The following is an 18,633-nucleotide window of genomic DNA, read 5'->3' on the forward strand; positions in this document are numbered from 1 at the left end:
ACTTCACCTTTCGTGAATAGGCTCGCTGAAGAGCACTGTAATTTTGCCCGGGCGAACCGGATTTGATTGTCGCGACGCCTGTAATTGGCCGTCACAAAATCCCAGTTGGGGAATGGCCCGATCACGTTCAAAGCAATCAATTGTGATTGTGCAATCACAAAGACCGGTTGTTCATTCCTGCACGTCAGGCACCAGCGCCAGGACAAAATCTATCACCTTTTCCGCAGGCATTTCGCAGGGGCGAAGCAATGCGCCGCTTTTCTGTGTGAGATAAAGGTTCAGACTGATGTAATCCGGCCCGCCCAATTGATGAGCCACCAGTTTGTGAGATTTCCCGCAGGCCATGATCTGATGCGATACCAAATATCGATGCGGCCCAACGGAACCGGTGAACGTGCCGACCGGCAGATCATGGAACGCTTTCAGAAACGCGCTGGGCGCTGTCACGATTTCCCGATTTTCGGTTCTGTCCCCGCCTTGATCCGCGCTAGGTTGGCGCTGTGCCGCCAGTAGAGCAGCAAGGTCAGAGCAATTCCAAGAACGAAGGTACTGCCATCTGTCAGCACCATGATCCAGGTGGTGGATAGGGCGGCGGCGGCCAGCGCACCAACGGATGAGATACGCCAGATCAGCGCCGCGACCAGCCATGTCAAACAGCAGGCGACACCCACGCGCCAGTCAAGTGCCAGCCAAAGGCCCAGAAAAGTCGCAACGCCTTTGCCGCCTTTGAAGCCCAGCCAGACCGGAAAGCAATGCCCGAGGAACGCGGCCAATGCGGCGATCTGCGTGGCATCTTCACCAGCCAAAGCGCGTGCCAGCAGAACAGCAACGGCACCCTTGGCTGCATCAAACAGCAATGTCAGCGCTGCCGCTGCCTTATTGCCGGTTCGCAGGACGTTGGTTGCGCCGATATTGCCCGACCCGATTTGCCTCAGATTTCCCAGACCCATCACGCGCGCGACGATCATGCCAAAGGGTATGGAGCCTAGCAGGTATCCCAACGCGGCCCACAGGATGAGCTGAGTCATTGTGCTGTCGATCAGGGGCATCAGGCTCTCCGGTACACTTCTTGTCCAGCGACAAAGGTTGCGGTGACCTTACCCTGCATCCGCTGACCGTCAAACGGTGTGTTCTGCGATTTCGATTTCAGCGTAAATCGGTCCAGAACAAAGGGAACATCCGGGTCGAACTGCACCAGATCGGCAGGCGCGCCTAGGGCCAGGCGACCGCTCTCCAACCCCAGCCGTTTGGCCGGATTGAGGGCCATGGCGCGGAACAGGGTCGGCAAGTCCAGCTGTTCGGAATGATATAGCCGAAGCGCAGCAGGCAGCAGTGTTTCCAGCGCCACCGCGCCCGAGGCCGCCTCTTCAAACGGCAGACGCTTGCTTTCCTCATCCTGCGGCGTGTGCATGGAACTGATCGTGTCTATCAGACCGGTTCGCACTGCTTCGATCACCGCTTGCCGGTCATCTTCGGATCGCAGCGGGGGCTTGATCTTGAAGAAGGTGCGATAATCAGACACGTCCAATTCGTTCAACGTCAGATGGTGGATTGACGTGCCTGCTGTGATGTCCAGCCCGTTGCGCTTGGCGCGCTCCAGTGCAGGCAGGGCGCGGGCGGTGGTGATCTGATCGGCGTGATAGGCGGCCCCGGTCATTTCAAGCAGGGCGATGTCGCGGTCCAACCCCATACGCTCGGCTATAGGCGATACGGCAGGCAAGCCTCGCAGTGCGGCGAATTTACCGCTGGTGGCCGCGGCACCGCTGCTCAGGCCCGGCTCTTGCGGGTGGGCAATCACAAGCGCGCCACAGGATTTGGCGTAGGTCAGCGCGCGTGAGAACACCTTGGTATTGGTGATGACATGATCGCAATCGGTGAAGGCCACAGCTCCCGCATCTTGCAGGAACCCGATCTCGGTCATCTCACGCCCTTCGCGTTCTTTGGTCAGGGCGGCCATTGGCAAAACGTTGACCGGAGCGTCCGCTTGCGCGCGGCGGGTGGCGAACTCCAGCGTCTCGGGTGTGTCGACGGCAGGCAGAGTATCGGGACGGGTGACGATGGTTGTCACACCCCCTGCAGCCGCAGCCAGACCTGCGGATTTATAGCTTTCTTTGTGCCGCTCACCGGGCTCACAGACCTTGACGCCAATGTCGACAATTCCGGGGGCGAGGCACTGCCCACCGCAATCGACCACCTGCGTGTCAGCGTCTGGGGCCGTGCCTTCATCAAGCGCTGCGATCCGACCATCGGCAATCTGCAGCCAGCCGATGCTATCTGTGCCAGCTTCGGGGTCGATCAGGCGAGCGTTAGTAAAAATCAGATTGCTCATGCCATGGCCCTTTCGATTGCAGCTTTGGTGGCGGCGGGGTCCGCCTGATATTTGATCAGGTGCTTGTCGCCGCCTTTTGTGACGATCTGGACAAAGCTGCCAATGGTATTGACCGCCTGAATTTGGTTCAGCGCCACCTTACGCGGACCAGGACCGGTGAGAGTGGTGCCCGTCATTTCCCACTTGGCGACCAGTTCTTCCGAAGCCAAATACCAAGCGCGGATGGTGATGGCGGCCAACCCTGCGGGCGCGCCGGTCCAGACGTAAGGGTTGCCTATCAACCAAAGCAAGACCATCGCGGCCGCCATTGCAAACGCGGCGAGCCATGCGTTGGTGCGGATATAAGCGCCCTTGTCTGGCGTGAATGTTACAGGATCAGCCACAAGGCACCTCCGACGGCGATCAGAATCAGTATGGCAATGACGGCTGAACCGATGCGGCTTGGTTTATTATCCACTGGCGGGCTTTGCGGGGCCGAGAACGGTTTTGCGCTTTCGGTCTCAATCGTGCCGCCGGACCAGTTGGTAGCCTCTTCGGTGAACAGGCCAATCAGATGCAGGCGGGGATCGAGGGAAAGGGTTGCAGATCGACCACCCAGCGCCGCACTGCGCAGGACCATCACCCAGCCTTCGATGGCCTCCAATTTCGTGCGGTCCAACTGGTCTTCCGAGACACCGCAGCCTTCGCTGAGATAGCCATAAAGCCCGAGATCTTCGAGGTCGGATACCGGAAAAATGTCGATCTGTTCGGGGTCCAGCCCCTCGACACCCAACACCTGATCAACAGCACCCGGTTCGCGCAGGAATTTCGCCTCTTCCGGGCGCATGTCCAGCGAGAACAGGCGGATCACGCCGCGCTCATGGGGGGCGATGGCCAGATCGTTCATGCGGCTTCTCGCACGTTGCGCGCCAGCAGGTCCATGGCGGCCATGCGGACGGCAACGCCCATCTCGACCTGTTCCTGAATGACGGACCGGTTGATGTCATCGGCCAGAGTGCCGTCGATCTCGACCCCGCGGTTCATTGGACCGGGGTGCATCACGATGGCGTCTGGCTTGGCCAGCGCCAGCTTTTCAGCGTTCAGACCGTAGCGGTGATAATATTCGCGTTCCGAGGGGATAAAGCCGCCGTCCATCCGTTCCTTCTGAAGGCGCAGCATCATCACAACGTCGACGTCTTTCAGACCCTCATTTATATCATCATAGATCTCGGCCCCGAATTCCGCGAATTGCGACGGCACCAGCGTCGGCGGGCCGATCAGACGGATGCGGTTTTCCATCTTGCCCAGCAGGATCAGGTTCGATCGCGCCACGCGCGAATGCGCCACGTCTCCGCAAATCGCGATGTTCAGCCGGTGTAGGCGGCCTTTGGCACGGCGGATGGTCAGCGCGTCCAGCAGGGCTTGCGTCGGGTGCTCATGCCGCCCGTCACCTGCGTTCAGCACGGCGCAGTTTACCTTCTGCGCCAGCAGGTCCACGGCGCCGGAATGAGGATGCCGCACCACCAGCAGATCGGGATGCATTGCGTTCAGCGTCATTGCTGTATCAATCAGCGTCTCGCCCTTTTTGATCGAACTGGCCTGCATCGCCATGTTCATCACATCCGCGCCCAATCGCTTGCCCGCAATTTCGAAACTCGCCTGCGTACGGGTCGAGTTTTCAAAGAACATGTTGATTTGAGTCAGGCCCGACAGCACATCGGAATGCTTAGCCGATTGCCGGTTCAGATCGACATAGGTTTCGGCCAGATCAAGGATAGCGGTGATATCGGATTGCGACAGATGCTCGATGCCAAGAAGGTGACGATGGGCGAAACGCATGGGCGGGCTCCTGTCTGACAATCGGACCGCTTATAGGAAGCCATGCAGGCCAAGGCAACCTAAGGTTCCGACCCTTCGGTTAGTTTCTCACATCCGCCTTCGGGCAGGCATTGTTCCCCTGGTTTGCACCACTTGCCATAGCCACAATCAATGGCCTTGATCGGAACACAGCCCTGATAAGCCGAGCATTTAAAGCCGGGTCGGCATTGCGAACCGGTTTCTTCACACAGAAACCAGCCGGGGCGCGAACATCCGCCGCCCGGCAAGCAGGATGAACCGGCTCCGCAACTCCTGCCATCGGCGCAGGTTGTGGATGGAGCGGGGACCAAATCCGGTCTGCTGCGCTCGCATTCACCGCGTCCGTTGCAGAAGCTACCACCGGGGCAATCCAAGCGCGAGGTGCACTTATTCGCCCCAGCAGGGGCGCAACGGGTTCCTCCTGCCACGCAGCGCTCGAACGGGCCGCAGGTGCGCCCACCTCCACAATAGGTGTGTCCCGGCGGGATACAGCGGCCATCAAAGCTGCAGCGCTGGCCTGCGGGGCAACAACCGCGCCCGCATTGCAACTGTCCGGCGCGGCATTGTGTATCCCGATCAAACAGCTGCGCACTCGCCGAACCGCCAGAGGTTGCCAGCAATAGAGCAATCAGAAGGAATCGCAGAAATGACAGCATGACCCTGCCATGGTCGGTGCGACCCTGTGCCATGGCAAGGTCTATTCGCTTTCCCTCGGTCAAAAGCTGGTTAGATTGAGGGTTATGGAATCGGGCTTGGACCATCATACCGCGCGGGCGCTGCTGGAATGGCAGATCGAGCTGGGCGCAACCGAGGCGATCGGCGACGCGCCGGTGGATCGCTATGCGTTGCCGGACAAAGCGGCCAAGGCTAAGAAACCAGCTGCGGTTGAACCTGCGAAAAAACCAGAACCGGTCGATACCGCAGCTGTTGCAAAACAGGCGGCGAAAACCGCTGGATCGCTCGTCGAGTTGCGTGCGGCGATGGAGGCGTTTGATCTTTGCGACCTCAAACGCGGCGCGCGGCAGTTGGTGTTTTCCGATGGCACCCCCGGCGCACGGGTAATGATCATCGGCGAAGCGCCCGGCCGTGATGAGGATCGCGAAGGTAAGCCCTTTGTCGGGCGCGCTGGGCAATTGCTGGACCGGATGCTGGCCGCGATTGATCTGGATCGGCGCGAGAATGTCTACATTACCAACGTGTTGCCGTGGCGGCCCCCGCAGAATCGCGATCCCAAGCCGGAAGAGATTGGCATGATGAAGCCGTTTCTGGAGCGGCATGTGGCGTTGGCCAAGCCCGAGGTGCTGGTGGTGATGGGCAATATTAGCTGTCAGGCCTTGCTGGGCAAACGCGGTATCACGCGGCTGCGCGGGAAATGGGATCAGGCGCTGAACCTGCCGGTCATCCCGATGTTCCACCCGGCCTACCTGCTGCGTCAACCGCAGATGAAGCGACAGGCCTGGGCCGATCTGCTGGACCTGCAAGCAAGGCTGAGGGGCGCGGGATGAGAGTTCTGGCGTTTTCCGATCTTCATATGGCGCGCAACCGGGCCGCTGATCTGGTGGTCGCCAGCGCCGAGGCTGATCTTGTCATCGGAGCGGGGGATTTTTGCAATGCGCGGCGGGGCCTGAAAGAAGCGATGCAGATGCTGTCGGGCATTGCAGCGCCGCTGATCCTGGTGCCGGGCAACGCTGAGAGCGCCGAGGAACTGACAGCCGCTGCGCCCGAAGGCGCGCATGTTCTGCACGGGACGGGCATGACATTGGATGGTCTGCGCCTGTTCGGGCTGGGCTACGGCGTGCCGGTGACGCCTTTCGGAGACTGGTCCTGCGATCTTACTGAAGCTGAAGCATCGGAACTGCTGGACCGGTGCGAGGCTGCGGATGTTCTGATCGCGCACTCTCCGCCAAAAGGATATGGGGATGTGACATCGCAAGATGTGTCGGTCGGCTCGACCGCAGTTCGGGACGCGGTTGAACGCATCCAGCCCGATTTTGTCTTTTGCGGTCATATCCACGACAGTTGGGGATACCGCGGCATGCTCGGGCGGTCTCAGATCGCCAATCTGGGCCCAAAACCACATTGGTTCGAGGTAACAACGTGATCGAGACAGTGACATTGATGGCCTTCATCCCAGCCGCACTGGTGCTGAATTTCACACCCGGCGCTGACATGATGTTCTGTTTCGGGCAAGGGTTACGGTCTGGGTCACGCCCAGCGATGATGGCCAGCCTCGGTGTTTCGACGGGTCTGATGGTGCAAGTTTTGCTGGCGGGGCTTGGACTTGGGGCGTTGGTATCAGCCGTGCCTTGGCTGTTTGACGTTATCCGGTGGATGGGCGTTGCTTATCTATTGGTTCTTGCATGGGGCGCAATCCGGAAAGGGGCAGTGTCGGACGATGCAGCAATCAAGCCTGCTCATTTCGCGTTTCGCGAGGGGTTGCTGGTGAACCTGACCAATCCCAAGGTCATTCTGTTTGTTTTGGCCTTTATCCCTCAGTTCGTGGACCCAGCAAACGGCCCGGTTCTGCTGCAATTCCTAACCTTTGGTGCAATTATCACCTTGGGCAGCATTCTGGTGAACGGGGTGGTCGGTATCTTTGCGGGCGGAGCAGGGCGCATTTTGATCTCAAACCCACGCGCTTCACGTATCATTGGATGGGTCACGGGCGGGATATTCGCGGCTCTTGCCATCCGGCTTGCCATTATGGAAAGGGCTTGACGACATATGTCGCGCATTGATGAAAGCATTGAGTTCATCCCCGTCCGCATTGCGGTTCTGACTGTGTCGGATACTCGCTCGCTGGACGACGACCGCTCGGGCCAGACGCTTGTCGACCGGATCGAAACGGCTGGACATTCAGTGGCGGACCGCAAGATCATTCAGGACGAACGCGCCCAGATTGCCGAGCAATTGCGCAGTTGGATCGCGGATCCTGAAATCGACGTCGTGATCTCGACCGGCGGCACAGGTCTGACGGGTCGCGATGTTACAGTCGAGGCGCACCGGGACGTTTATGAAAAAGAGATCGAAGCGTTTGGCACCGTTTTCACCATCGTGTCTATGGAAAAGATAGGTACTTCTGCCGTGCAGTCCCGCGCTACAGGCGGAGTTGCAGGCGGAACCTATCTGTTTGCGTTGCCGGGCAGCCCGGGTGCCTGCAAAGACGCTTGGGATGCGATTCTGGAGAAACAGTTCGATTATCGCCACCGGCCCTGTAATTTCGTTGAAATAATGCCCAGATTGGACGAACACCTGCGACGGAAGTAGACTGGTTCTGCGTTTAACGGATCATAACCGCTTTGTGGCTTGGCATTTTTTGCGACCCGGCTACCTTTGCGGAAGGCAGCATGTGCGACCAAAGGTGAGTGACCGATGCGATTTCTGCGGCAAAGCCTTGTTGGGGTGTTCCTGGCGTTTCTGACGCTGGGCCTGCTGATCGTTGCCGCACAGATGATCTCGGGCGCGGTGCAGGATGTGCTGACGCGGGACAATCAGGCGCCTGAGGCGCGGGAACGCATATTCGCCGTTACCGTACGAACCGCCGAGCCGGAAACCATTACTCCTTATCTGGAAGCGTTTGGCCAGATTCAAAGCCGCCGCCGGTTAGAGCTGCGCGCGGCCTTGGGCGGGCGCGTTGTATCACTGGCCGAAGATTTTGAAGATGGCGGTACCGTAACGGCGGGAGAATTGCTGGTCGAACTGGACCCAGCCGATATGCAATCGGCTCTGGACCGTGCCAAATCCGATCTTCTGGATGCCCAGTTTGAAGAGCGGGACGCCGAACGCTCGCTGCTGTTGGCGCAGGATGAGTTGAAATCAGCCGAGGCACAGGCCGAACTTCGCGACCGGGCGCTGCAGCGCCAGCAGGATCTGCAGACACGTGGTGTCGGGGCTGCCGCAAGCGTCGAAGAAGCGGAACTGGCCGCAACATCGGCTCATCAGGCAGTTCTCGCACGCAGGATCGCTCTGGCGCAGGCCGAATCCCGGGTGGATCAAGCAACAACCCTGTTTGCGCGGGCTCGTATCGCGTTGGAAGGGGCCGAGCGTGACCTGGAGGATATGACGATCCATGCCGGGTTTGATGGTACGCTGACCGAGGTTACTTTGGTTGAAGGCAGGTTGGTAGCGGCCAACGAAAAGCTGGCCGAACTCGTCGACCCCAATGCGCTTGAGGTCGCGTTTCGGGTTTCCACCGCGCAATTCGTGCGGTTGCTGGACGCGCAAGGTGATCTGATCTCAGCCCCGGTGACTGTATCGCTTGAGGTCACGGGGACCGATCTCACTGCCACCGGCCGGATCAGTCGCGATAGCGGCGCGGCGGGTGAAGGGCAAACCGGGCGTCTGATCTATGCGCGTCTCGACGACGCGCCGGGATTCAAGCCGGGGGATTTTGTCACCGTTTCGATTGAAGAACAGCCGCTCGATAATGTGGTCCGTCTGCCATCCTCGGTTTTGGACGCCACGGGCAACGTGCTTGTTCTCGGCCCAGATGACCGGTTGGAACCATTGGCCGTGCAACTGATCCGCCGTCAGGGCGATGAAGTACTGTTGCGTGGTGATGGTCTGGAAGGCCGCGAGGTTGTGATTGGCCGGACGCCTCTGCTGGGTTCGGGTGTACGTGTGCGGCCCCTACGGATTGAGGCGAACGCTGAAACTGATCCGGGCATGGTCGAGCTTTCGGACGAAAAGCGCGCTCAGCTTGTGGCTCAGGTCGAGGCCAGTGATGCGATGTCTCAGGAAGACAAAGCCCAAGTATTGGGCCAGTTGAGCGAGGCCAAAGTGCCCGCCACCCTAATACGCCGTCTTGATGACAATCGGGCCGGGGGCTAAGCGCGATGATCCGCGACATTCCCAACGCGGCGGGCGGTATCCTCAGCTATTTCACCCGGCACCGGACTGCGGCCAATCTGTTGCTGCTGATCATGCTGGTGCTGGGGGCCGCCGCGATCCCCAACATGCGGGCACAGTTCTTTCCTGATGTGATTCTCGAACGCGTCGATGTGAACGTTCAATGGGAAGGCGCAGGCCCCGAGGATGTCGACAATGGCATCGTCCAATTGCTCGAACCGGCGCTTTTGGCGGTTGAGGGCGTTGCCAGTACCGAGTCGACCTCGCGCGAGGGAACTGCACAGGTCCGGCTGGAGTTTGAGCCGAACTGGGATATGTCCCGCGCGGTTGAAGAGGTTCGAACGGCTGTCGATAGCGTCACCAACCTGCCCGAAGACGCCGAGGAACCAACCATCCGACGTGGCGCTTGGCGGGATCGTGTCACGGATGTTGTCATAACAGGGCCCATCGAAGCTGAACAACTGGCCAAATTCACCGATGAATTGATAAGCCGCCTGTTTGCGGTTGGTGTCACGCGGACAACGATCCGGGGACTGGCCGCGCCGCGTGTGGTGGTCGAAGTCCCCACCGCACAGTTGATCGCCAATGATATCTCGCTTTCGGATATTGCCGAGGCCATCGCGGCAGAAGTCACCGCGAACCCTGCGGGCGATGTCACAGGTGCCAATGCGCGTATTCGGACAGGCGTTGAGAAACGCACCCCGGAAGAGATCGAAGGTATCGCCCTGCGCAACTTTGCCGATGGTTCAAAGCTGATTGTGGGCGATGTGGCGGAAATCCGGGTCGAGGGAGTCACGCGCAACCGCAGCTATTTCGTCGGCGACAATCCGGCGATGTCGATCCGCGTCGACCGGTCCAATCTTGGCGATGCCATAGGTATCCAGCGCGATGTCGAGGATGTCGTGGCCGAGATGCAGGCCAGCCTGCCCGAAGGTATCACTGTTGAGCTGATCCGCACCCGCGCACAAGCGATCACCGACCGACTGGATATTCTGGTCGACAATGGCCTTGTGGGTCTTGGGCTGGTGGTCTGCCTGCTGTTCCTGTTCCTCAATGCCCGCATTGCGTTCTGGGTGGCCGCCGGTATTCCGGTGGCAATGTCTGCGGCGATTGCGCTGATGTATCTGGGCGGGTTGTCGCTGAACATGGTGTCTCTGTTCGGTCTGATCATTACCTTGGGCATCGTGGTTGATGATGCCATCGTCGTGGGAGAGCACGCTGATTTTCGCGCCCGCCGTTTGGGCGAAGCGCCAATCGTAGCTGCAGAACGCGCCGCTCGCCGTATGGCGATGCCGGTGTTTGCTGCAACAGTTACCACGGTTATCGCTTTCTTTGGCCTCACCGCCATCGGTGGCCGCTTCGGAGAGCTGATCCGAGATATTCCGTTCACCGTTATCGCTGTCCTGATTGCCTCGCTGATCGAATGCTTCCTGATCCTGCCAAACCACATGGCCCATGCCATTGCGCATTCGGCTAAGGAGCATTGGTATGACTGGCCCAACAGGGTTGTGAACAAGGGCTTCCGATGGGTGCGCGACCACCTGTTCCGCCCGTTGGTCGCTTGGGTGGTCTGGGCACGGTATGTGGTTGTTGCACTGATGGTGGTGATACTGGCCAGCCAGATCGCTCTGTTCATTCGGGGCGACGTGAATTGGCGGTTCTTCAACGCACCAGAACGCGGTTCGGTCACTGGCAATTTCATCATGGTCGAAGGGGCGACGCGCGCTGAGACGCTGGAAATGATGCGCATGGTCCAGAAAGCCACGGAAGAACTGGGTCAGGTTTACGAAGAACGCCATGGCCGCAACCCGATCGAATACGTTCTAGCCGAGGTTGGCGGTTCGGCCGGATGGGGGCTGCGCGCGGCGGATGGCAAGGATGACGATCTACTGGGCGGCATCTCGATCGAGCTGATCGACGCTGACCTGCGCCCCTATTCCAGCTTTGAATTTGTGGGCGAGCTGCAGGATTTTGTTCCGCGCCACCCGAAGGTCGAGTTGCTCAGCTTCCGTGGTTGGCGTTCTGGTCCGGGTGGTGATGCGATTGACGTGCAGTTCTACGGTGCGGATGTGAACACGTTGAAATCTGCATCTGAGGACCTGCAGGCGGAACTTGCGAAATACTCGGAAGTTTCTGCGCTCGAAGATAACCTCGCTTATGACAAGGAAGAGTTCATTCTGGACCTGACTGCGCAGGGTCAGGCGCTGGGTTTCCGCATCGAGACACTTGGCCGCGTATTGCGAAACCGGCTCAACGGGATTGAGGCCGCGACCTTCCCAGATGGTCCACGCAGCACCGAGATTCGGATCGAACTGCCCGAGGGCGAACTGACCGCCGATTTCCTGGAACGCACGCTGATGCGGACGCCTGATGGCGTTTATGTCCCGCTCGCCGATATCGTCTCGGTCGAGCGTAAATCGGGTTTCTCGACCGTCCGGCGCGAAAATGGTCTGCGGGTCATCTCGGTGAATGGTGATATTTCCGAGGACGACCCGGCGCAGGCTGCCGAAATCGCCCGCGCCATGCGCGAAGAGATATTGCCAAACATCGCCGCCGAACGGCAGGTCGAATGGCGCATGGCTGGCCTGAGTGAGCAGGAGGATGAATTCCTATCCGAGGCCCGCACAGGCCTGATCCTGTGTCTGACCGGAATTTATCTGGTTTTGGCTTGGGTCTTTGCCAGTTGGACAAGGCCCTTGGTGGTCATGGCGATCATTCCCTTTGGCCTCGTGGGCGCGATCTGGGGGCATTACCTGTGGGGCGTGCCGTTAAGCATGTTCACCGTCGTCGGCCTGTTGGGCATGACCGGGATCATAATCAACGACTCGATTGTTCTGGTGACCACAATCGACGGATACCGGAAAGAGCGCGGGTTGGTGCCGTCAATCGTCGAAGGCACGGCAGATCGATTGCGGCCTGTGATGCTGACCACGCTGACCACGGTACTCGGGCTGACGCCCTTGATGTACGAAAGCTCGCAGCAGGCGCAGTTTTTGAAACCGACCGTGATCACACTGGTCTATGGGCTGGGCTTTGGCATGGCCCTGATCCTGCTGCTAGTGCCTGCATTGCTGGCCATCCTAAACGACATCTCACGCCCGATGACATCGATGAGACGGGCCTTGCGCGCGCCGGACAGGGTGGTACGCAATGCCGTGCGCGCAACGGGCGCAGCGTTGGCGATCTGGCTGGGTGCCTCGATGATCTGGCCCGTAGTGACAGGTGCGCCGTTGGCGCTGCTCTCGGGTCTCTACCCAGCCGCCGAAGGTCCAAGTGTGCTGCAAATGGGTTTTGGCGTTTTCGTAGCGGGTGCGACCGTGATCCTGCTGGTAGGTGTCGTGCTGTCCAGCGTGCTTTATGCACGCTTGTCGGATCGGGTCGAGGCTTGATCCATCTCTAAAGCACGCCGCAAAAGATCGGGAACGCGGTCGCTCATTGGCAGGTCGCCGCTGGTGATCTGGTCCACCGGAAACCACTGAGCGTCCTGCGCGTCGTCTGCAGCGACAGGCGTGCCGGTTACATAGCGACACGCAACTCCGACCAGCAGGTAGTGCGCCCGGGTCTGCCCGCTATCATCGCGCAGCAAAAGGTCGAGATTGTCGAGATAGACCAAAGGCTCAGCAATCACACCGGTCTCTTCCCGCAGCTCGCGGGTGGCGGCGTCCAGAACCGTTTCACCCCATTCCACATGGCCGCCTGGAAAGCCCCACAACCCCTGATCGGGTTGCTTGCTGCGTTGCACCAAAAGTACCTGGCCATCGTGCAGCACGACAGCCAAGGCACCGATCTTTGGGGTCTGGCTCATCCGGTCAGCCTGCGCTGCATCCTTGGATATCGACAGCGTGGTTTGCCCCCAGAACCGTGATGCGCACTTCGGACCGATCCAGCGCGAATGGCCCGCCGGAGGCACCGATAATCTCCGAGCTTGCGATCAGGGTGTTGCCCTGACGGCGTGTATCGGGCTGCGATGCCCAGAGTGCCGGGTTTCCTGGTTCAATGACGGCGAATTCGGACCCGCCCGCTGAAGGCATGGTGATACGCGCCTCGATCCGCATTCCGTCTGCAGTGGGAGTCAATTGGCACGTCGCATCCGCCACGCCTGCTTCGCGTTCGGAAAACGGGCGCTGGGCGAGGGCTGCGGCGATGGCCGGATTGCGTGCAGCGTCGGCATCCATTGTGTGATCGAATTCCAACCGACCCGGCACGCAGACATCCTTACACACGCCCAAGTCCATCTCGCCGCGCAAACGCACGGGTTTGGCAGGGTTCTTAGGCGTGATTTCGACGGGCAGTACAAGTTGATCCTCATACCCGACCGAGCGCAGCCCGTTCTGATCAAACACATGCGGCGCGGGCCATGTGAAGGCTATGTCTGCAATATTGCGAGAGCCTTTCCAATCAAACTGCGGCGGAATGCCCGCATCGCCGGGTGCGCGCCAATAGGTCTTCCACCCGTCCTTGAGCTTTAGACGCAAGGCCCCCTGATAGGTACCTTCGGCGGTTTTGCCGCCGTCCAACACCTCAAGCTGAACCAGATTATCAACCCCCTGCGCAGTGGCGGGGGCACCAAAACAAAGGCTGACGGCCAACACGGCTGCAGCAGATTTGCAAAGCGCTTTCATATGCAGAACATGCGCATTCCGGTCGGGATTGCCAAGTCACGTTCCGGTCACTTCTGTGAAATGCACGGAAATCCCGGCTGATCCCTTGCCATTCCCCGGTTCACAGGGTCATTCTAGGGATATCCTATGGCGCAAGAGATATCTGCTGATGGACCTTACGGGAAAACTGTTGATTGCGATGCCCGGAATGGGCGACCCGCGATTCGAGCATTCGGTCGTCTATATCTGCAGCCATGGTGATGACGGCGCGATGGGATTGATCGTGAATAAGCCTTCGGACTTGCGGATCAAGACCTTGCTGGAACAGCTCAACATTCCGTGTCGGATACCCGTAATTGGCGAACGGCTGGTGCAGTTTGGCGGCCCGGTCGAGATGTCGCGTGGCTTTGTCCTGCATAGCGCAGATTATGAGGCGAATCTGCATTCTATGCAGATTTCCGAAGATTTCAGCATGACCGCAACGCTGGATGTGCTCGAGGATCTTGCCTCGGGCAAGGGGCCGCTGAATTCGATGCTGACTTTAGGTTATTCCGGCTGGGGGCCGGGTCAGTTGGAAGATGAGATCGCGATGAATGGTTGGTTAACGACTGATGCGTCGTCGAAACTGGTCTTTGATGTCCCTGATGACGAGAAATGGGAGGCGGCTTTGGCTACGCTTGGTGTTGATCCGCTGACCCTATCAGCCAGTGCAGGCCGCGCCTAATCGCGAGGGGCTGCTGCGCGTCGTAGACGGTCGTTGATGGCCGCACCTAATCCGTGATGGGGAATTGGTGATACGGCGATTGGCCGACCGGTATCGTTAAGTTTGTGAAGGGCGGCAAACAGGTTGGCGGCGGCCTCGGGCAGGTTGCCGGTGCTGGAGAGGTTCAGATCACAATCAACGGGGCCAAAACCCAGCAACACCTCGTCCCCCTGCCGTGACCGGGCGTTCAGCCGCACCGGCGCGTCCGGCGCGTAGTGGGATTGCAACTGCCCCGGCGCGGTAAGCAGATCGCCGGGTTGGTGGTGATGCAGTTCTGCCTTTAGAACCTCTTCGATTTGTTCCAATGCGACACCACCTGGACGCAACAAGGCAGGGGTGCCGGCCAGACCCACAATAGTGGACTCAAGCCCGACACCGCACGGCCCATCGTCCAGAACTGCGGCTATGCGTCCCTCCAGCCCCGCTCGGACATGGGCCGCCGTCGTTGGGCTGATCTGACCAGAGGGGTTGGCCGATGGCGCTGCCACAGGACCGTCAAAAGCGGTCAGTAAAGCCTGCGCTGTGGGATGCGCAGGCACGCGAACGGCCAGAGTATCCAAGCCAGCTGTGACCAGCGACGAAATCCCGTGATCGGGGCGCAGAGGAAGAACCAGAGTTAACGGTCCGGGCCAGAAGGCATCAGCCAACAAATCAGCCTGATCGGTCCATTCGACGAAGCGTTTTGCGGTCTCGGTTGAGGCGACATGGGCGATCAGTGGGTTAAAACTGGGTCGCCCCTTGGCTTCATAGATCGCGGCCACAGCCTCGCCGTTCCGTGCATCGCCACCCAGTCCATAGACGGTCTCGGTCGGGAAAGCGACCAGCAGCCCCTGTCGCAACAGGTCAGCGGCCTTGGCGAGCCCGTCGGCGTTTGCTGGTAAGTCTTGAGTACCGAGAAGGGTCATGGATCGTGACGCCGCGTTTTGGTTGCTTGCAGTTCAGGTAACGGTAGGTAATCGTGCCAGCCCAGATGAATACCGGCGTGGGGCCGGGATTCCAACCCCACGCTGACAACTTGCCAGAACCAGAGGGAAACCATGCCCTATCGCGCCCCGATCTCAGACTATGAATTCCTGTTCCGCAACGTGATCGGCTTTGACCAGATCGCCGCGACCGAAAAGTTCTCGGAAGCCAGCGAGGATGTGGTCAGCGCCATTCTGACCGAAGCCGGGAAGATGTGCGAAGAGATCATGGCCCCGCTTCAACGCCCTGGTGATCTGGAACCCGCGCGGCTGGAGAACGGCGTGCTGCGGACCTCTCCGGGCTATGCCGAGGGCTGGAGGACGATTGCCGAAGGCGGCTGGATCGGGATGAGCGGCGATCCCGAATATGGCGGTATGGGTCTGCCCATGACCATGACCACCGCCGTGAATGAGATGATGAGCGCGGCTTGCCTGTCGCTGCAACTGGCCCCCTTGATGACCCAAGGCCAGATCGAAGCGTTGGAGCATCACGCGAGTGATGAGCTGAAAGCGATCTATCTGCCCAAGATGATGGCGGGTGAGTGGTCGGGCACCATGAACCTGACCGAACCGCAGGCCGGATCGGATGTGGGCGCGCTGACCTCGAAGGCCGAAGACAATGGCGACGGCACCTATTCGGTGACCGGGCAGAAGATCTATATCTCTTGGGGCGACAACGACTTTGCCGAGAATGTCTGCCATCTTGTTCTGGCCCGCCTGCCAGACGGAGTTCCGGGAACCAAGGGGATTTCGCTGTTTCTGGTGCCGAAATACATCCCCGACGAGAACGGCAACCCCGGCGTGGCCAATGACCTCAAGGTGGTCTCGCTGGAACACAAGATGGGTCTGCACGGCTCGCCCACCTGCGTGATGCAGTATGACGGGGCCAAGGGTTGGCTGGTCGGCAAGGAACATGGCGGCATGGCCGCGATGTTCACCATGATGAACAACGCGCGTTTGGGCGTTGGTGGCGAAGGTGTGGGTGTCGCCGAAGGAGCCTACCAGCATGCGCTGGCCTATGCGTTGGAGCGTAAGCAGGGCAAGACGCCCTCGGGCACCATCATCGACCACGCGGATGTACGGCGGATGCTGATGTCGATGCGCGCGGATGTGTTTGCGGCGCGGGCGATCATGCTGGCCAATGCAGCTGCAATCGACATGGCGCAGGCCACGGGTGAGGCCGATTGGGCGGCACGTGCGGCGCTGCTGACGCCGATCTGCAAGGCTTTTGGCACCGAGACCGGCATGCGCGTTTCCGAGACCGGCGTTCAAGTGCATGGTGGCATGGGCTTCATCGAAGAAACTGGTGCTGCACAATATTATCGCGATGTCCGTGTGACCGCGATCTACGAGGGCACCAATGGTATTCAGGCCATGGACCTCGTAGCGCGCAAGATGATGGATGGGGGTGAGGCGGCCTCGAACCTTCTGGATGAGATCGAGGATCAAGCTGAGAAGGCGCGCGCCACGATGCCTGAACTTGCTGGTCCTGTTTGGGAAGCTTCCGAGTCGCTGCGGGAAGCGACGGAGTGGCTCGTTGCTCAATCGGATATGAACAACCGGTTTGCTGGCGCGGCTTCGTATCTAAAAGCGTTCGCGCGGGTTCTGGGCGGGCATTACCATTTGTCAGCGGCGCTAGCCGATCCCGATGGACCGCGCGCCAAGTTGGCACGCTATTATATCAATGTGCTGCTGCCTGAACATACGGGCTTGCTTGCGCAGGCGCAGAACGGGGCGGATGACCTCTATGCCCTCAGCCCAGAGGAACTGGCGGTTTGATGGATGGCGAGGCTCCGCAAGTGATGCGATATCCGTGGGAGGAACCACCCGCTCCTGGCGAATGGGTCGAAGTTGCAGAAGGAGTTCTGTGGATCAGGCTGCCTTTGCCGATGGCGCTGGATCATGTGAATGTCTATGCATTGGATGATGGCGACGGCTGGACCATCGTCGACACAGGGCTTTCTTCAAAGAAAACACGGGGAATCTGGCAGGCCCTGATGGAAGGGCCATTGGCTGGCAAACCCGTCCGTCGCGTTGTCGTGACTCATCACCATCCTGACCATGTCGGCAATGCGGGCTGGTTCCAGTCCGAGCATGGTGCAGAACTGGTCACCAGTCGTACCGCATGGTTGTTCGCACGTATGCTGACGCTGGATGTGCAAGAGAATTGGCCGAAGGAAACGTTGGATTATTACCGCAGCGCGGGGATGGATCCGGACGTGCTGGCCGGTCGGATGGCCGAGCGTCCGTTCAACTTTGCCGACGCCGTGTACCCTATGCCGCTGGGATTTACCCGTGTCAAACAGGGCGACGTGATCCGCATGGGTGGCCGCGACTGGGATGTTCACATGGGCAACGGCCATGCGCCCGAGCATTGCACCTTCTGGAGCCGCGAGGACAATCTGGTGCTGACCGGCGATCAGATCCTCAGTTCGATCAGTTCCAACTTGGGCGTCTATGCCACCGAGCCGATGGCCGATCCGGTGGCCGACTGGTTGGAGGCGTGTGAACGCCTGCAACCGCTGGCCCGGCCCGATCATTTGGTTTTGGGCGGGCACAAACTGCCGTTCACCGGGTTGCCGATCCGCATGCGGCAGTTGATCGATAACCACCACGGCGCGCTTGAGCGTCTGCTGAACGATCTCGATCAACCCAAAACCGCCGCCGAGTGCTTTGCCCCGCTGTTCAAGCGCCAGATCAGGGGCGGGGAATACGGCCTCGCGCTGGTCGAGGCGGTTGCACATATGAACCATCTCTACCACATTGGAGCGGTCACCCGGACGCGGCGCGCGGACGGAGCTTGGGAATATCAGCGCAAAGGGTAGAGCAATGGACAAGATCGAAACCTCAGCCGAGGCAGCGGAATCTGCGGCGTTGCCGCGGTGCTATGAGGTACACGCCAACCCTGAAACGGCATCGGGGAACAAGGATTTGCCCAAGCCATTGCAAAAGCCGGTCGAAAGCAAAAGCCCTGCTCAATGGGCCTATGAGCGGCTGATTATGTATATTCAGAATTTCGAGAAGACTCTGGATGGCGATCATGAGGTTGCCATGGGATTCACCGGTGGTGATGCCGGTGTAATGCGGATCGAGGGCATGGGCTATTTCGATCCGGATGTGATCACCTTCTATGGCTCGGACGGAGGCGGCGCCAAAACGCAGCTCGTCCAGCATGTCAGCCAGTTGAATGTGATGCTGCGTGCCTTGCCTAAATCGATCGAGGATAAACCAGCCAACCGCATTGGTTTCCGGCTGGCGGCTGATCTGGAAGAAAGCTGACGCCCACTCTTGCAA

General features: G+C 59.6%; 19 protein-coding genes. 10 read left to right on the top strand and 9 right to left on the bottom strand.

All coding sequences use genetic code 11. The annotated features are described in order from the left end of the window. Positions 1-171: 171 nt before the first annotated feature. Genes ACR0BI_RS16040 through ACR0BI_RS16065 form a run of 6 tightly spaced genes read right to left on the bottom strand, consistent with a single transcriptional unit; the run spans position 172 to position 4,147 of the window. Positions 172-447 (bottom strand): hypothetical protein, encoded by a 276-nt coding sequence (locus tag ACR0BI_RS16040; protein ID WP_170664003.1) that lies wholly within the window; start codon positions 445-447, stop codon positions 172-174. Continuing rightward, positions 444-1,049, bottom strand: a complete 606-nt coding sequence (gene plsY, locus ACR0BI_RS16045; protein ID WP_480562791.1) for a glycerol-3-phosphate 1-O-acyltransferase PlsY — start codon at positions 1,047-1,049, stop codon at positions 444-446. The genes ACR0BI_RS16040 and plsY overlap by 4 nt, the downstream gene beginning before the upstream one ends. Beyond that, a complete protein-coding gene (gene pyrC / locus ACR0BI_RS16050) occupies positions 1,049-2,329 on the bottom strand; it encodes a dihydroorotase (protein WP_223117517.1) in 1,281 nt (426 codons plus the stop codon). The genes plsY and pyrC overlap by 1 nt, the downstream gene beginning before the upstream one ends. Then, positions 2,326-2,712, bottom strand: a complete 387-nt coding sequence (locus ACR0BI_RS16055; RefSeq protein WP_170597242.1) for a hypothetical protein — start codon at positions 2,710-2,712, stop codon at positions 2,326-2,328. The genes pyrC and ACR0BI_RS16055 overlap by 4 nt, the downstream gene beginning before the upstream one ends. Continuing rightward, on the bottom strand, positions 2,697-3,215 hold the full coding sequence (locus tag ACR0BI_RS16060) for a hypothetical protein (RefSeq protein ID WP_170733548.1): 519 nt from the start codon (positions 3,213-3,215) through the stop codon (positions 2,697-2,699). Before ACR0BI_RS16060 ends, ACR0BI_RS16055 begins: the two co-directional genes overlap by 16 nt. After that, on the bottom strand, positions 3,212-4,147 hold the full coding sequence (locus tag ACR0BI_RS16065; protein ID WP_170566212.1) for an aspartate carbamoyltransferase catalytic subunit: 936 nt from the start codon (positions 4,145-4,147) through the stop codon (positions 3,212-3,214). The genes ACR0BI_RS16060 and ACR0BI_RS16065 overlap by 4 nt, the downstream gene beginning before the upstream one ends. Positions 4,148-4,905: 758 nt before the next feature. On the opposite strand from ACR0BI_RS16065, the gene ACR0BI_RS16070 reads away from it, so the two are divergent. From ACR0BI_RS16070 to ACR0BI_RS16095, 6 genes are all read left to right on the top strand, one after another. Beyond that, entirely contained in the window at positions 4,906-5,670 is a 765-nt protein-coding gene (locus ACR0BI_RS16070) for a uracil-DNA glycosylase (protein ID WP_170423646.1), read from the top strand. After that, the gene (locus ACR0BI_RS16075; RefSeq protein WP_170395679.1) at positions 5,667-6,266 is read left to right on the top strand and encodes a metallophosphoesterase family protein; all 600 of its coding nucleotides are present in this window, start codon (positions 5,667-5,669) and stop codon (positions 6,264-6,266) included. The genes ACR0BI_RS16070 and ACR0BI_RS16075 overlap by 4 nt, the downstream gene beginning before the upstream one ends. After that, on the top strand, positions 6,263-6,883 hold the full coding sequence (locus ACR0BI_RS16080; protein WP_170423650.1) for a LysE family translocator: 621 nt from the start codon (positions 6,263-6,265) through the stop codon (positions 6,881-6,883). The genes ACR0BI_RS16075 and ACR0BI_RS16080 overlap by 4 nt, the downstream gene beginning before the upstream one ends. A 6-nt stretch (positions 6,884-6,889) precedes the next feature. Beyond that, entirely contained in the window at positions 6,890-7,432 is a 543-nt protein-coding gene (gene moaB / locus ACR0BI_RS16085) for a molybdenum cofactor biosynthesis protein B (protein ID WP_170408382.1), read from the top strand. 105 nt (positions 7,433-7,537) lie between these two features. Continuing rightward, the gene (locus ACR0BI_RS16090; RefSeq protein ID WP_480562792.1) at positions 7,538-8,995 is read left to right on the top strand and encodes an efflux RND transporter periplasmic adaptor subunit; all 1,458 of its coding nucleotides are present in this window, start codon (positions 7,538-7,540) and stop codon (positions 8,993-8,995) included. Between the two features lie 5 nt (positions 8,996-9,000). Further along, entirely contained in the window at positions 9,001-12,402 is a 3,402-nt protein-coding gene (locus ACR0BI_RS16095; protein ID WP_480562793.1) for an efflux RND transporter permease subunit, read from the top strand. Here ACR0BI_RS16095 and ACR0BI_RS16100 read toward each other — a convergent pair. Both ACR0BI_RS16100 and ACR0BI_RS16105 read right to left on the bottom strand, forming a co-directional pair. After that, entirely contained in the window at positions 12,369-12,818 is a 450-nt protein-coding gene (locus ACR0BI_RS16100) for an NUDIX hydrolase (RefSeq protein ID WP_170612826.1), read from the bottom strand. The two genes, ACR0BI_RS16095 and ACR0BI_RS16100, sit on opposite strands and share 34 nt — an antisense overlap. A gap of 4 nt (positions 12,819-12,822) precedes the next feature. Continuing rightward, positions 12,823-13,635: a protein-disulfide reductase DsbD domain-containing protein gene (locus tag ACR0BI_RS16105; protein ID WP_170395691.1), complete on the bottom strand. Its 813-nt coding sequence runs from the start codon at positions 13,633-13,635 to the stop codon at positions 12,823-12,825. A gap of 148 nt (positions 13,636-13,783) precedes the next feature. Here ACR0BI_RS16105 and ACR0BI_RS16110 point away from each other — a divergent pair, with 148 nt between their 5' ends. After that, positions 13,784-14,338, top strand: a complete 555-nt coding sequence (locus ACR0BI_RS16110) for a YqgE/AlgH family protein (protein ID WP_170395693.1) — start codon at positions 13,784-13,786, stop codon at positions 14,336-14,338. Here the strand turns inward: ACR0BI_RS16110 and ACR0BI_RS16115 are convergent. Next, positions 14,335-15,282, bottom strand: a complete 948-nt coding sequence (locus ACR0BI_RS16115; RefSeq protein WP_480562794.1) for an L-threonylcarbamoyladenylate synthase — start codon at positions 15,280-15,282, stop codon at positions 14,335-14,337. The genes ACR0BI_RS16110 and ACR0BI_RS16115 overlap by 4 nt on opposite strands. A 132-nt stretch (positions 15,283-15,414) precedes the next feature. Here ACR0BI_RS16115 and ACR0BI_RS16120 point away from each other — a divergent pair, with 132 nt between their 5' ends. Genes ACR0BI_RS16120 through ACR0BI_RS16130 form a run of 3 tightly spaced genes read left to right on the top strand, consistent with a single transcriptional unit; the run spans position 15,415 to position 18,618 of the window. Then, positions 15,415-17,118 carry an acyl-CoA dehydrogenase family protein gene (locus tag ACR0BI_RS16120; protein WP_480562795.1) on the top strand — a complete coding sequence of 568 codons (1,704 nt, stop codon included), beginning with the start codon at positions 15,415-15,417 and terminating at the stop codon, positions 17,116-17,118. Then, positions 17,118-18,164 carry an MBL fold metallo-hydrolase gene (locus ACR0BI_RS16125; protein WP_170395699.1) on the top strand — a complete coding sequence of 349 codons (1,047 nt, stop codon included), beginning with the start codon at positions 17,118-17,120 and terminating at the stop codon, positions 18,162-18,164. Before ACR0BI_RS16120 ends, ACR0BI_RS16125 begins: the two co-directional genes overlap by 1 nt. 4 nt (positions 18,165-18,168) lie before the next feature. Further along, positions 18,169-18,618, top strand: coding sequence for a DUF6173 family protein (locus ACR0BI_RS16130; protein ID WP_170736722.1), 450 nt, complete (start codon positions 18,169-18,171; stop codon positions 18,616-18,618). Positions 18,619-18,633 lie beyond the last annotated feature (15 nt).

This window comes from Ruegeria sp. E5, from assembly GCF_056534105.1.